Source organism: Microbacterium sp. ZW T5_45 (genome assembly GCF_044987415.1).
In the GTDB taxonomy this organism is placed as follows: domain Bacteria; phylum Actinomycetota; class Actinomycetes; order Actinomycetales; family Microbacteriaceae; genus Microbacterium.
Window position 1 is genome coordinate 1 of the sequence record NZ_JBJDRJ010000027.1, and the last position, 11,816, is coordinate 11,816.

Genomic DNA, 11,816 nt, shown 5'->3' on the forward strand with positions numbered 1-11,816 from the left:
CGCCTTCCTCGTCCGCCGTCCTCCCGCACCACTTTGGGGGCCGACACGCCAGAAGTCGGACGCCACACGTATGCCTGTCCTACAGCTGGCGTGTCGGCCCCCAAAGGTGTGCGGAGAAAGCCTCGTCCACAAAAGCGTTGTCCAGGTGTTTCGCACAAATGCCGGGCTTCGGCTGGGACGGACGACATCGTTCGGATGGCGTCGGCCACGCTGAACTGCATGTTCGATCCTGAGACCATCCTCGAGCGCCTCGGTGGCATCGCTCACGGCGCACAGTTGCAGGGTTTCGGCATCGACCGACCGACCCTCAGCAAGGCGGCACGGGCCGGTCGGATCGACCGCATCCGCCCCGGTCTGTTCGCGTCCCCCCACCTGCCCGATACGGTCCGCCACGCGGCCTCGCACGGCGGAGCTCTCACGTGCAGCGGTGCGTTACGGGCGCACGGGATCTGGGTGCTCGCCGACGAAGGGCAGGCCCACGTCTGGGTGGGGCGCCGCGGACGAGCGTACGAACACGAGGGATGCCGCTGCCACAGCCACTACTTCCGGGGGCCTGTTCCGCTCGGGTGCGTGAACGTCGAGACCGCGCTCGTCCACCTCTTCCAGTGCGAGGGCGATGAATCGTTCTTTGCTTCACTGGAATCCGCGCTGCACCTGGGCCGACTCACCCGACCCGCGCTTCTTCGCATCCGCGCCGCGCTCCCCGCCTACGCCCGATGGCTCGTCGACTTCGCCGACGCTTCAGCAGAGAGCGGTCTGGAATCACTGCTGCGGTTGCGCCTGCATCTGCTGGGGCTGGTTCTCGCCACCCAGGTCACGATCTCAGGGGTCGGACGAGCCGACTTCGTCGTGGGCGGACGCCTGATCATCGAGGTCGATGGGCGCCAGAACCATGATGGCCAGAGCAGACGGCACAAGGATCTGGTGCGAGACGCCGCAGCATCCGCTCTCGGCTACGAGACCCTCAGGTTCGACTACGCACAGGTGGTGCATGACTGGCCCGCTGTGCAGGCCGCCATCCTCGCGGCGCTCGCGCGCCTCGCCGAACTCTCCTGACCAACGCCTCCCGCGGCACTAGGCCTCACCCGCGCCCGCAACGCCGTGACGCCCCGTGCCACCCCAGTCCGGGGGCCGACACGCCACATCTCGGCCGTGACGACCCCCGGCATCCTGAATCTGGCGTGTCGGCCCCCGAAGTGGAACGCGCGTCGCGGCCGCAGGAGCAGACCGAGGCGCTTAGCTGAGCTCGCCGCCCTCCAGCAGCTCGGTCACGAGCGCCGCGATCGCCGAGCGCTCCGAGCGCATCAGGGTCACGTGCGCGAACAGGTCGTGGCCCTTCAGCGTCTCGATCACCGAGGCGATGCCGTCGTGGCGCCCGACGCGCAGGTTGTCGCGCTGGCCCACGTCGTGCGTGAGGATGACCCGGGAGTTCTGGCCCATCCGGCTCAGCACCGTCAGCAGCACGTTGCGCTCGAGCGACTGCGCTTCGTCGACGATCACGAACGCGTCGTGCAACGAACGTCCGCGAATGTGCGTGAGCGGAAGGACCTCGAGGATGCCGCGTTCGACGACCTCCTCCATGACGTTGCCCGACACGACCGACCCGAGTGTGTCGAACACCGCCTGCCCCCACGGCCCCATCTTCTCGTCGCGGTCGCCGGGGAGGTAGCCGAGATCCTGCCCACCCACCGCGAACAACGGCCGGAACACGATGATCTTCTTCTGCTGCTGACGCTCGAGCACCGCTTCGAGTCCCGCACACAACGCGAGCGCCGACTTGCCGGTGCCCGCACGACCGCCCAACGAGACGATCCCGACATCGGGGTCGCTCAGCAGATCGATCGCGATGCGCTGCTCGGCCGACCGGCCGTGCATACCGAAGATGTCGCGGTCGCCGCGCACCAGACGGTACTCGCCGTCGCCGGTCACCCTCCCCAGCGCCGAACCGCGCTCGGAGTGGATGATCAGACCGGTGTTGACCGGCAGGCCCCGAGCCTGATCGCTGATGCCGACCTCGCTCTCGTAGAGGTCGCTCATCTCGTCGCCCGAGAGATCGAGCGTGGTGATGCCCGTCCACCCGGAGTCGACGGCCTGCTCGGCGAGGTACTCCTCCGCCCGCAGCCCGAGGGACGCCGCTTTGACCCGCATCGGCAGATCCTTCGAGACGATCGTCACATCCTGACCGTCGGCGGCGAGATGCATCGCGACGGAGAGGATGCGGCTGTCGTTGTCGCTCAGACGGATGCCGGCCGGCAACACCGACATGTCGGTGTTGGCGAGCTCGACACGCAGGGTGCCGCCGTCGCCGACCTCGACGGGGAAGTCCAGTCGTCCGTGCTCGACGCGCAGATCGTCGAGGTGGCGCAGCGCCTGTCGGGCGAAGTAGCCGATCTCGGGGTCGTGGCGCTTGCCTTCGAGCTCGCTGATCACGACCACGGGAAGGACCACGGAGTGCTCCGCGAAGCGGAAGAACGCCTGCGGGTCGCTCAGCAGCACCGACGTGTCGAGCACGTAGGTGCGGAGGTCCTGGTCAGGACCTGACGGGGACGCGGATCGCGTCGTCTTACGGGTGGACTGCTGCTGCGCGACACTGGGGGTCTGCTGCGTAGATGAGGTCACGACCACTCCCGACACCCGGGTGATACCCGGCTCTGCGAACGAGTCGACCAGGGGGTCACGAGTCGTCAACCTGAGGCCGACCCGACCGGGCTCCTTGCCCGATGCCTTGACCGTACGTCCAGCCGTCGACTTAACGACGGCTCGACACGCCGCCATTCGTTACGCGCTGATGAACGTCTCGTTGCCGAAAGCGGTGAGCGCCTCATCGAGGAGCTGCAGGGTGTCGGCATCCGTTCCCGCGTGCGGCGCGATCCGAATCGCCGCACCGCGGGTCGTCACGGCCACGCCGGCATCGGCGAGCGCAGCGGACAGCCCCGCAGGGTCTTCGGGTGCGAGTGAGACGATGCCCGCCCGACGCGCGCGGTCGCGCGATGAGACGACCGCGATCCCTGCCCGGTCGACGATCTCGAGAACGCGATCGACGTTGTCGGCGAGCCGGGACTCGATCGTCGCGACACCAGCGTCGCGCACATCGCGCAGACCCGCCGCGAGGCGACCGGGCGCGAAGGTGTCCGGCGTGCTGACGGTGAACGCCTGAGCGGATGCCGCCGCAGCGGGCAGTTCGTCGACCGGGAGCCGGTTGCCTGGCGTGCCGGTGCGGCCGCTGAGAAGCGGCACGATTCGCTCGCGTGCCCGTGGCGCGAACCGGGCGAAGGCGGTTCCTCGCCCCGCCCGCATCCACTTGTAGGCGTGTCCGACCACGACATCAGCCGCGGCGTAGTCGTCGTCGACGACCCCGAAGGACTGAACGGCGTCGACGATGAGAAGTCGATGCGGGCCGATCAGCGCTCGCAGGCCGGCGAGGTCGACTCGATAGCCGGTGCGGAAGTCGACGTGGCTGACCACGAGTGCGGTCACATCCTCGTCGAGCGCGTCCGCGACGGCATCCGTGGTGATGCGTCCGTCGGCCGGGGCGAGCCAGCGCGGTACGAGATCACCGCGCGACGCGGTCGCCGCGCGGTGCAGTGTGAGGCTGACGCTCGGGAACTCCCCCACGCCCGCGATCACGGTGCCGCTGAGGCCGAACAGGGCGTGCATCAGCGCGTGCGTCGACGACGGCTGCAGGGTGACGTCCGCGACATCCGCTCCGATCAGCTCGGCGATCAGCCGCTGCGACTGCGCCACCGACTCGCCGACTCTTGCGATAGACGACGCGCGGCCGTCGGCGAGCAGATCGACGTCGGCGGCCGACCGTGCGCGGACGGACGGCGACAACGGCCCGAACGCCGCCCAGTCCAGATAGCCGGGCGCGAGGTCGAAGGAGCCCTGGTAGTCGTCGAATGCGTTCATCGACCGAAGCGCCGATCCCGATCCGCGAAGTCGCGGATCGCGCGTAGGAAATCGACCTGACGCAAGTCGGGGCCGAGTGCCTCCACGAAGTAGAACTCGCTGTGCGCGCTCTGCCACAGCAGGAAGTCGCTCAGGCGCTGCTCGCCGCTCGTGCGGATGACGAGATCGGGATCGGGCTGGCCTCCGGTGTAGAGGTGCTCACCGATCATCTCCGGTGTGAGGTGTGCGGCGAGATCCTCCATGGTGCCACCGGAGGCCTCGTGCGAGACGAGGATGCTGCGCACGGCATCGACGATCTCGTTGCGACCGCCATACGCGACCGCAAGGTTGACGTGGAGGCCGGTGTGGTCCTTGGTCCGCTCCTCGGCATCCGCCAGTACGCGCGCCAGTTCGGGGGGAAGCAGCTCGCTGCGTCCGACGTGCTTCACACGCCAGTTCCCCTCCTGCGACAATGCTTCGGCGAGTTCGGCGATGATCTCGATGAGGTCGGCGAGCTCGGCCGAATCCCGCTTGCGCAGATTGTCGCTGGAAAGCAGGTACAGGGACACGACGCGGATGCTGAGCTCGTCGCACCAGCCGAGGAACTCGCGCATCTTGGCGGCGCCCGCGCGATGGCCTTCCGCGGGGCTCGTGTAGCCCAGCTGTCTGGCCCACCGCCGGTTGCCGTCGATCATCATCGCGACGTGGTGTGGCATCGTGGCAGGATTCAGGTGGCGTCGAAGTCGACTGGTGTAGAGCCGATACAGCGGCCCTCGCCCCTGGTTCTCCCGTGACATCACCTCCCTACGCTACCGTGCCGTTCCCGGCGCGATCAGTGCGGATGCTGTGGATATGTACGGCCGCCGGAATGAGCGCCCGCCTAGAGTGGGCGTGTGAGCACCCCCGAGAACTCGTCGGCAGACCTCCCCCAGCTCCCGCTCCTCGAGGCGGCCGCCGAGGACGCGCAGGTCGAGCTCAGACCGTCCTGGCGCGGATGGATCCACGCGGGGACGTTCCCGGTCGCCATCGCCGCGGGCATCGTTCTCATGGTGTTCGCGCAGGGCGGCGCCGCGAAGTGGGCCGCAGCGGTGTTCATGACGACGTCGCTGCTCCTGTTCGGCAACTCCGCGGTCTATCACCGCTTCGACTGGGGGCCGAAGACGAAGATGGTCCTCAAACGCATCGATCACGCGAACATCCTGCTGCTGATCGCCGGGACCTACACACCCCTCGCGGTGCTCGCGCTGCCGCCTCAGAAGGGCGCACTGCTGCTCATCCTGGTGTGGAGCGGAGCGCTGCTCGGCATCCTGTTCCGGGTCTTCTGGATCGGAGCCCCGCGCTGGCTATACGTGGCGCTGTATCTGCTGCTGGGATGGGCGGCAGTGATGTACATCGTCGACCTGCTCGACGCGAACGTCGCGATGATGGTGCTCGTGATCGTCGGCGGGTTGCTCTACACGGCGGGCGCGGTGATCTACGCCCTCAAGAGGCCGAACCCCTGGCCCGGCCATTTCGGGTTCCATGAGATCTTCCACGTGTGCACGGTGCTCGCGTTCCTGTGCCACTGGACCGCGTGCCTGCTCATCGCCCTCGAGCCGCTCAGCCCGTCATTGGGGGCCTGACACCAGGGTGTCAGCTCGTACGGCCGTCGCCGTCCGCCTCGCCCTGCGGGTCGGCCTCGATGTCGGCATCCGTCTCCGTCGCCAGCTGTGCAGCGCGTGCAGCCTCTTCGGCGTCCAGCTCTTCGCGCACCTCTTCGCGGTAGCGCACCCGCCGGATGCGGCGGTTCATGTCGACGATCAGCAGGATCACCGCGACGAGGATGACGACGACGAACGCGAATCCGACGAATCCGGGGGTGACCGACTCCGGGGCCACGGTCATCGTGGGCGTGGGCATCGGGGTCTCGGTCAGAGCGAGCATGTGTCGGCCTTTCATATCCAGGTCGCATAACCTGGTGGATACAAGCCTAACGACCGGAAGACCCACCCCGTGACGACCGCACAAGAGCTCGACGAACGCTATGGCCGTACCCGGCGGAGGCGGACCCCCTGGATCATCGCCATCATCGTCGCGGTGATCGCGGTCGGCGCCTTCGCGTGGACCATCGCGTCGAGGGAGATGCAGTCGGTCGATGTCGACGATCTGGGCTTCGACCTGGTCGATTCGCACTCCGTCGACGTGCGTTTCCAGGTCACCGGAGTCCAGGGCAAGGACGTCACCTGCATCGTCGAGGCGCTCGACGTGGAGTTCGGCGTCGTCGGCTGGAAGCTCGTGGACATCCCCGCCGGAGACAGCCACACGCAGGCGCTCTCCACCCGCGTGCCCACGGTCGCGGACGCCACCACAGGTTTGGTGAACACCTGCTGGGTCGCCTAGACTCGACGCAGACAGACGACGCCCCGGCACGAGCCGGGGCGTCTTGGCATATCCCCCGCGTGACACGTCGGGGATCCGAAAGAAGGAGCTTCGTCATGTCCATCGATGCTCAGGTTCCCTTCCTCACGCAGGAGGCGTACGACCGGCTGGCCGCCGAGCTCGAGCACCTGTCCACGACGGGTCGCGAAGAGATCGCCAAGCGCATCGAGGCCGCGCGCGAAGAGGGCGACCTCAAGGAGAACGGCGGATACCACGCCGCCAAGGACGAGCAGGGCAAGCAGGAGGCGCGCATCCGCACTCTGGAGGGCCTGCTCAAGAATGCCAAGGTCGGCGAAGCCCCCGCGAGCCGCGGCATCGTCGAGCCCGGGACCGTCGTGACCGCGAACGTCGCGGGCAACGAGGTGGTCTTCCTGCTCGGCAGTCGAGAGATCGCCGTCGGCAGTGACTACGACGTCTTCAGCGAGGCCAGCCCGCTGGGGACGGCCATCCTCGGCCTCAAGGTCGGCGAGAAGTCCACCTACGAGGCTCCGAACGGCCGTTCGATCCCGGTCGAGATCGTCAACGTCGAGACCTTCACGGGCTGAACGCCCGCTCTCACGCAGAGAGGCCCTGTTCGTTTCTCGGACAGGGCCTCCTCTGCATCCACCGGTCAGTCCGGAACGACGATCGGCGCGAAGCCTGCGCGCCGCAGCGTGTCGAGCGTGTGCTCGGAGTGCTCGGCGCCACGGGTCTCGACGCTGAGTTCGAGGAACACCTCGCTGATCTGCAAGCCATGGCCGTGGCGCGTGTGCATCGCCTCGATGACGTTGGCACCGGCCTCGGCGATGAGCTCCGACACCCGCGCGAGCTGACCGGGGCGGTCGGGCAGAGGGATGCGGATGGTGAGATACCGACCGGATGCCGCGAGACCGTGCGAGACGACGCGCTGCAGCAGCAGCGGGTCGATGTTGCCGCCGGACAGCACGGCCATCGTCGTCCCCGTGTCCTTCACCTTGCCGGCGAGGATCGCGGCGACCCCCGCTGCGCCCGCGGGCTCGGCGACGACCTTGGCCTGCTCGAGGAGGATGAGGATGGCACGGGCGAGGTCGTCGTCGGTGACCGTGACGACCTCGTCGACGAGGTCTTTGATGATCTCGAACGGGATGGAGCCGGGGCGGGCGACGAGGATGCCGTCGGCGATGGTCGGCCGGGTCACGATGTCGACGGGATGACCGGCGGCGAGCGACGGCGGGACCGCGGCGGCGTTCTCGGCCTGCACACCGATGATCCGGACGGTGCGTCCGACCTCGGCCGCACGCGCCTTGACCGCGGCGGCGACACCGGCGATCAGGCCGCCTCCGCCGATGCCCACGAGGATCGTGTCGACATCGGGGGCATCCTGCAGCAGCTCCAGACCGAGCGTTCCCTGCCCGATGACGACATCGCGGTGATCGAACGGCGGGATCAGCACGGCACCGGTCCGTTCGGAGAACTCCGCGGCGAGACGCAGCGAGGTCGCCACGGTCTCGCCCTCGAGCACGACCTCCGCGCCGTAGCCACGGGTGGCCAGGAGCTTGGGGACCGGCACGCCCAGAGGCATGAAGATCGTGGCCGGGATGCCCAGCGCCTGGGCGGCGAGGGCCACGCCCTGGGCGTGGTTGCCGGCCGAGGCGGCCACCACGCCGCGAGAGCGCTCCTCGGCACTCAGACGCGAGAGCCGGTACGCGGCGCCCCTGATCTTGAAAGACCCGGTGCGCTGCAGGTTCTCCATCTTCAGCAGCACCGGGGCACCGAGGATGTCGGACAGCGCACGCGACGGAAGCGTCGGAGTGTGCGAGATCACCTCAGCCAGACTCTCGGCCGCCTGCTGGAACTCGGCCAGGCTGGGGACTTCGCTCATCGACTTCTCCTTCTCCGCTCCCGCGGAACCGTACTCCAGATAAGGTCTGCCTCGGGTCTGTCGCCGGTGCGCCAGGACCCCGTGCTGATGGTGACGGCGGCCACGTTCACGAAGGCCGCCAGCGGGACCGCGAAGAGGGCTCCGGGGATGCCGCCGATCATCGAGCCTCCGGCGACGACGAGAACGACCGCGAGCGGGTGCACCTTCACGGCCGAGCCCATGAGGATCGGCTGCAGGACGTGTCCCTCGAGCTGCTGGACGCCGAGGACCACGGCGAGCATCGCGAGCGCGATCCACGGGCCGTTGTAGACGAGGGCGAGCAGCACGGCGAGCGCGCCGGTCACGACGGCACCGACGATCGGGATGAACGAACCGAGGAACACGAGCACGGCGACGGGGATCGCGAGCGGGACGCCGAGGAGAGCTGCTCCCACGCCGATGCCGACCGCGTCGATCGCGGCGACGAGCAGCTGCGTGCGCGCGTAGTTGACGATGGTCTGCCAGCCGTTGCGCGCGGCGCCGTCCGCCGCGGGGCGTGCCGCGCGCGGGAAGAGACGAAGCGTCCAGCGCCAGATACCCGCACCGTCGGCGAGGAGGCAGATGAGGATGAAGAGCGAGAGCACGGCCCCGGTGACGACATGGGCCGCGGTGGTGCCGACGGCCAGTGCACCGTTGAGCAGCAGCTGGGTCTGCTCGTTGATGATCTCCAGGCCCTGGTCGATGTAGTCCTGGATCTGCGAGTCGCTGAGATGCAGCGGACCGGTGAGGAGGAACTGACGGAAGTCCTCGACGGCCTGCGCGCTGCGGTCCTGCACGTCGCCGAGCTGTTCGCGCACCTGCCAGATGACGAGCCAGAGGAGCACACCGACGATCGCGATGGTCCCCGCCAGCGAGATCGTCACGGCCGCCCAGCGCGGGAACCGGTGCCGCAGCATCCATTCGAAGGCGGGCCACAGGAGGGCGGTGACGAGGATACCGACCATGAGCGGGATCACCAGGAGCTTCAGCTGGATCACGATCCAGATGAAACCGGCGACGACGGCGGCGATCAGCAGGAGCCGCCAGGCGTAGCCCGCGGTGACGCGGAGGCCCATCGGGACGGCCTCATCGGCCTCGGTCGTGACAGTGCGGTCGGTGATGATCGGTCGCGGGCGGAAGAGATCCCTCAGCCGCGGACGCTGCTCTTCGCTCATCTGCCAAGTCTATGACTCCGGCGGGCTCTGCCTGAGCGCCTCCTGAGGCGATGTCGGCGCCCGCGGTTACGCTGGCGGGGTGACCGACACGATCAGCGCCGCTCAGGCCCGCCGCATCGCCCTGGCGGCGCAGGGATTCACTCGTGCCCGCCCCGCGAAGGTCTCTGCACGGCATGTGCACTCGGTCATGGCGCGACTCGGCATCCTCCAGATCGATTCGGTGAACGTCTTCGCGCGATCGCACTACATGCCGCTGTTCTCGCGCCTCGGCGCCTACGATCCCGCGCTCCTCGATCGGCTCTTCCTCTCACGCACCACCCACTACGTCGAGTACCTCGCGCACGAGGCGACCTTCATGCCGGTCGAGGACTGGCCGCTGTGGAGATTCCGACGGGAGCACTTCCAGCGGCGTCTGGCCACACCTGGTTCCTGGGCGGCGAGCAACCCCCGCACGCTCGCCTGGGTCACCGACGAACTCCGGAGCCGCGGACCGCTGCGCCCGGCCGACATCCGGGCGGATGAGCCGCGCGATCGCGGCACCTGGTGGGACTGGGACGATGTGAAACTCGCCCTCGAGCACCTGTGGCGCACCGGCGACGTCGCGATCAGCGGCCGCCGCGGGTTCGAGCGCACCTATGCCCTCGCCGAGCACGTGATCCCCACGGACGTGCTCGCGCACGAGGTCTCCATCCCCGATGCCATCCGGGACTTGATGCGCCGGGCCGCACGATCGAGCGGTGTCGCGACGGCATCCGACCTCGCCGACTACTACCGCATCCGTGACCGAGCCGCAGTGACGACGGCGCTGCAGGAACTGACGGATGCCGGCGAGCTCGTGCCCACGCAGGTCCGCGGCTGGGAACGTCAGGGACGCCCCCTGGCCGCATGGCGCCACCGTGATGCTGTCCTGCCGCGCCGCGTGACCGCCGCGGCTCTCCTCACCCCCTTCGATCCCGTGGTGTGGTTCCGCGACCGGGCGCTGCGGGCCTTCGGGCTCGACTACCGCATCGAGATCTACGTGCCGGCGGATAAGCGCCGCTACGGCTACTACTCGCTGCCGGTGCTGGTGGGAGACCGGATCGTCGCCCGAGTGGACCTCAAGGCCGATCGGGCGACGTCGACCCTGCAGGTGCAGTCTGCCTGGTGGGAGCCATCGGCCCTCCCCGAGGACGACTCCGACGCAATAGCGGTCGAGCTGGCGCTGGCCGCACGCTGGCAGGGCCTCGAGAGCATCTCGGTCTCCGGCTGGGGCACGGCGGCCGACCGCCTGCACGACGCGCTGAAGGGAATCACCGACACTCCGGTGGCCCGGCACGTGCACCTCAGCGAGGCGGTGGGGTGAGTAGGCGTGGCCGATGGATCGCCAGCGGAGCCGCTGCGGTGATCCTCGGCGCCGTCGCTGCGGCGATCTGGCTGTCCACGGTGCCGGACGATGAGGCGACGCCGGGCGTGCCGACAGCGACGCCGAGCGCCACTCCCCTGCCATCGCCGCAGGAACAGGCACAGGACTCGCTCGACGAGCATCTCACGGCGTGTGCGGAGAGCTCCGGTGATCGGGCTCCGGAGCGTTGCGGCATCCGGATCCCCTGGGGCACGGAGTTCGCGTCGGTCACGGATGTGCGATTCCGAGTGGAGGCGCTACCGGTGCTCGTGCTCGACGGCGACTCGTTCACCGCTGCCGGCGGAGTGCTCGTCGCCACGGTGACAGGCACGAGTCAGGACGGATCTGGCCGGAGGGAGACCTACCGCACCGAGGACTGGGCAGTGCGAGGCGACATCATCGTCGTGGATGACATCGTGACCGTCGAGGTCTGGTGATCGATCGCTCCGCTGCGACGCTCAGAACTGGACGCGCGGCGGCTCCGAGATGGCCCCGCTGTCGGCGACCTCGAAGAACTCGCTCTCGGTGAATCCCAGCCCCTTGGCAAAGAGGTTGTTCGGGAAGACCTTGATCTTCGTGTTCAGTTCGCGGACGCCCCCGTTGTAGAAGCGCCGGGCCGCCTGGACCTTGTCCTCGGTGTCGACAAGGGCGTGCTGCACCTGGAGGAAGTTCGTGCTCGCCTGCAGCTGCGGATAGGCCTCCGCCACAGCGAACAGGCTGCGCAGCGCCTGCTGCAGATGCCCCTCGGCGATCCCGGCCTCGCCGGGCCCGCCGGCAGACAGGGTCTCGGCGCGCGCCCGGGTGACGTTCTCGAACACGGCCTTCTCATGGGAGGCGTAGCCCTTGACGGTCTCGATCAGGTTGGGGATGAGGTCGGCTCGCCTCTTCAGCTGCACCGTGATGCCGCTCCAGGCCTCGTCGACCCGTACGTTCAGCTGCACCAGCGAGTTGTACGTCGCCCACAGGTAGATGCCGACGATCAGAACCAGAGCGACGACGATCAGCACTGGCACGAGCCATTCCATCAGAGGCCCACCCTTCCTCGTGTTTGTCCCATCCTATCGACGCTCGCTGCACGTCGACTGGACGCGACCGA

The 11,816-nt window shown here is 68.4% G+C and carries 13 protein-coding genes; 6 read left to right on the forward strand and 7 right to left on the reverse strand.

Annotated features, from left to right (window positions below):
* The first annotated feature begins 219 nt into the window (after positions 1 to 219).
* Positions 220 to 1,056, forward strand: coding sequence for a DUF559 domain-containing protein (locus ACI3KS_RS13595; RefSeq protein WP_404919077.1), 837 nt, complete (start codon positions 220 to 222; stop codon positions 1,054 to 1,056).
* A 180-nt stretch (positions 1,057 to 1,236) separates the two neighbouring features.
* Here the strand turns inward: ACI3KS_RS13595 and ACI3KS_RS13600 are convergent, their stop codons facing one another.
* The 3 genes from ACI3KS_RS13600 to ACI3KS_RS13610 all read right to left on the reverse strand — a co-directional run bounded on the left by ACI3KS_RS13600 (position 1,237) and on the right by ACI3KS_RS13610 (position 4,685).
* Positions 1,237 to 2,619 (reverse strand): PhoH family protein, encoded by a 1,383-nt coding sequence (locus ACI3KS_RS13600; protein WP_404919078.1) that lies wholly within the window; start codon positions 2,617 to 2,619, stop codon positions 1,237 to 1,239.
* Between the two features lie 159 nt (positions 2,620 to 2,778).
* Positions 2,779 to 3,909 (reverse strand): aminotransferase class V-fold PLP-dependent enzyme, encoded by a 1,131-nt coding sequence (locus tag ACI3KS_RS13605; RefSeq protein ID WP_404919079.1) that lies wholly within the window; start codon positions 3,907 to 3,909, stop codon positions 2,779 to 2,781.
* Positions 3,906 to 4,685 carry an isoprenyl transferase gene (locus ACI3KS_RS13610; protein ID WP_404919129.1) on the reverse strand — a complete coding sequence of 260 codons (780 nt, stop codon included), beginning with the start codon at positions 4,683 to 4,685 and terminating at the stop codon, positions 3,906 to 3,908. The genes ACI3KS_RS13605 and ACI3KS_RS13610 overlap by 4 nt, the downstream gene beginning before the upstream one ends.
* A 96-nt stretch (positions 4,686 to 4,781) precedes the next feature.
* Here ACI3KS_RS13610 and ACI3KS_RS13615 point away from each other — a divergent pair, with 96 nt between their 5' ends.
* Entirely contained in the window at positions 4,782 to 5,510 is a 729-nt protein-coding gene (locus ACI3KS_RS13615; protein WP_404919080.1) for a hemolysin III family protein, read from the forward strand.
* A gap of 10 nt (positions 5,511 to 5,520) precedes the next feature.
* On the opposite strand, the gene ACI3KS_RS13620 is transcribed toward ACI3KS_RS13615, so the two are convergent.
* Entirely contained in the window at positions 5,521 to 5,811 is a 291-nt protein-coding gene (locus ACI3KS_RS13620; RefSeq protein WP_404919081.1) for a hypothetical protein, read from the reverse strand.
* 69 nt (positions 5,812 to 5,880) lie between these two features.
* Here ACI3KS_RS13620 and ACI3KS_RS13625 point away from each other — a divergent pair, with 69 nt between their 5' ends.
* Together ACI3KS_RS13625 and greA are read left to right on the forward strand one after the other, a co-directional pair.
* Positions 5,881 to 6,267, forward strand: a complete 387-nt coding sequence (locus ACI3KS_RS13625) for a DUF4307 domain-containing protein (protein ID WP_404919082.1) — start codon at positions 5,881 to 5,883, stop codon at positions 6,265 to 6,267.
* Positions 6,268 to 6,362: 95 nt separating this feature from the next.
* Positions 6,363 to 6,851 (forward strand): transcription elongation factor GreA, encoded by a 489-nt coding sequence (gene greA, locus ACI3KS_RS13630; protein ID WP_404919083.1) that lies wholly within the window; start codon positions 6,363 to 6,365, stop codon positions 6,849 to 6,851.
* Positions 6,852 to 6,916: 65 nt separating this feature from the next.
* Here the strand turns inward: greA and ilvA are convergent, their stop codons facing one another.
* Both ilvA and ACI3KS_RS13640 read right to left on the reverse strand, forming a co-directional pair.
* Positions 6,917 to 8,146 (reverse strand): threonine ammonia-lyase, encoded by a 1,230-nt coding sequence (gene ilvA, locus ACI3KS_RS13635; protein ID WP_404919084.1) that lies wholly within the window; start codon positions 8,144 to 8,146, stop codon positions 6,917 to 6,919.
* The gene (locus ACI3KS_RS13640; RefSeq protein ID WP_404919085.1) at positions 8,143 to 9,339 is read right to left on the reverse strand and encodes an AI-2E family transporter; all 1,197 of its coding nucleotides are present in this window, start codon (positions 9,337 to 9,339) and stop codon (positions 8,143 to 8,145) included. Before ACI3KS_RS13640 ends, ilvA begins: the two co-directional genes overlap by 4 nt.
* Positions 9,340 to 9,418: 79 nt before the next feature.
* Here ACI3KS_RS13640 and ACI3KS_RS13645 point away from each other — a divergent pair, with 79 nt between their 5' ends.
* Both ACI3KS_RS13645 and ACI3KS_RS13650 read left to right on the forward strand, forming a co-directional pair.
* The gene (locus ACI3KS_RS13645; protein ID WP_404919086.1) at positions 9,419 to 10,681 is read left to right on the forward strand and encodes a winged helix-turn-helix domain-containing protein; all 1,263 of its coding nucleotides are present in this window, start codon (positions 9,419 to 9,421) and stop codon (positions 10,679 to 10,681) included.
* Positions 10,678 to 11,157 carry a hypothetical protein gene (locus ACI3KS_RS13650; RefSeq protein ID WP_404919087.1) on the forward strand — a complete coding sequence of 160 codons (480 nt, stop codon included), beginning with the start codon at positions 10,678 to 10,680 and terminating at the stop codon, positions 11,155 to 11,157. The genes ACI3KS_RS13645 and ACI3KS_RS13650 overlap by 4 nt, the downstream gene beginning before the upstream one ends.
* A gap of 21 nt (positions 11,158 to 11,178) precedes the next feature.
* Here the strand turns inward: ACI3KS_RS13650 and ACI3KS_RS13655 are convergent, their stop codons facing one another.
* The gene (locus ACI3KS_RS13655; protein ID WP_404919088.1) at positions 11,179 to 11,745 is read right to left on the reverse strand and encodes a LemA family protein; all 567 of its coding nucleotides are present in this window, start codon (positions 11,743 to 11,745) and stop codon (positions 11,179 to 11,181) included.
* Positions 11,746 to 11,816 lie beyond the last annotated feature (71 nt).

Excerpts from the sequence above, each read along its gene's own strand:
- ACI3KS_RS13595 (WP_404919077.1), top strand. The coding sequence starts at position 220 with ATGTTCGATCCTGAGACCATCCTCGAGCGCCTCGGTGGCATCGCTCAC.
- ACI3KS_RS13605 (WP_404919079.1), bottom strand. The coding sequence starts at position 3,909 with ATGAACGCATTCGACGACTACCAGGGCTCCTTCGACCTCGCGCCCGGC.
- ACI3KS_RS13610 (WP_404919129.1), bottom strand. The coding sequence starts at position 4,685 with ATGTCACGGGAGAACCAGGGGCGAGGGCCGCTGTATCGGCTCTACACC.
- ACI3KS_RS13620 (WP_404919081.1), bottom strand. The coding sequence starts at position 5,811 with ATGCTCGCTCTGACCGAGACCCCGATGCCCACGCCCACGATGACCGTG.
- greA (WP_404919083.1), top strand. The coding sequence starts at position 6,363 with ATGTCCATCGATGCTCAGGTTCCCTTCCTCACGCAGGAGGCGTACGAC.
- ilvA (WP_404919084.1), bottom strand. The coding sequence starts at position 8,146 with ATGAGCGAAGTCCCCAGCCTGGCCGAGTTCCAGCAGGCGGCCGAGAGT.
- ACI3KS_RS13640 (WP_404919085.1), bottom strand. The coding sequence starts at position 9,339 with ATGAGCGAAGAGCAGCGTCCGCGGCTGAGGGATCTCTTCCGCCCGCGA.
- ACI3KS_RS13655 (WP_404919088.1), bottom strand. The coding sequence starts at position 11,745 with ATGGAATGGCTCGTGCCAGTGCTGATCGTCGTCGCTCTGGTTCTGATC.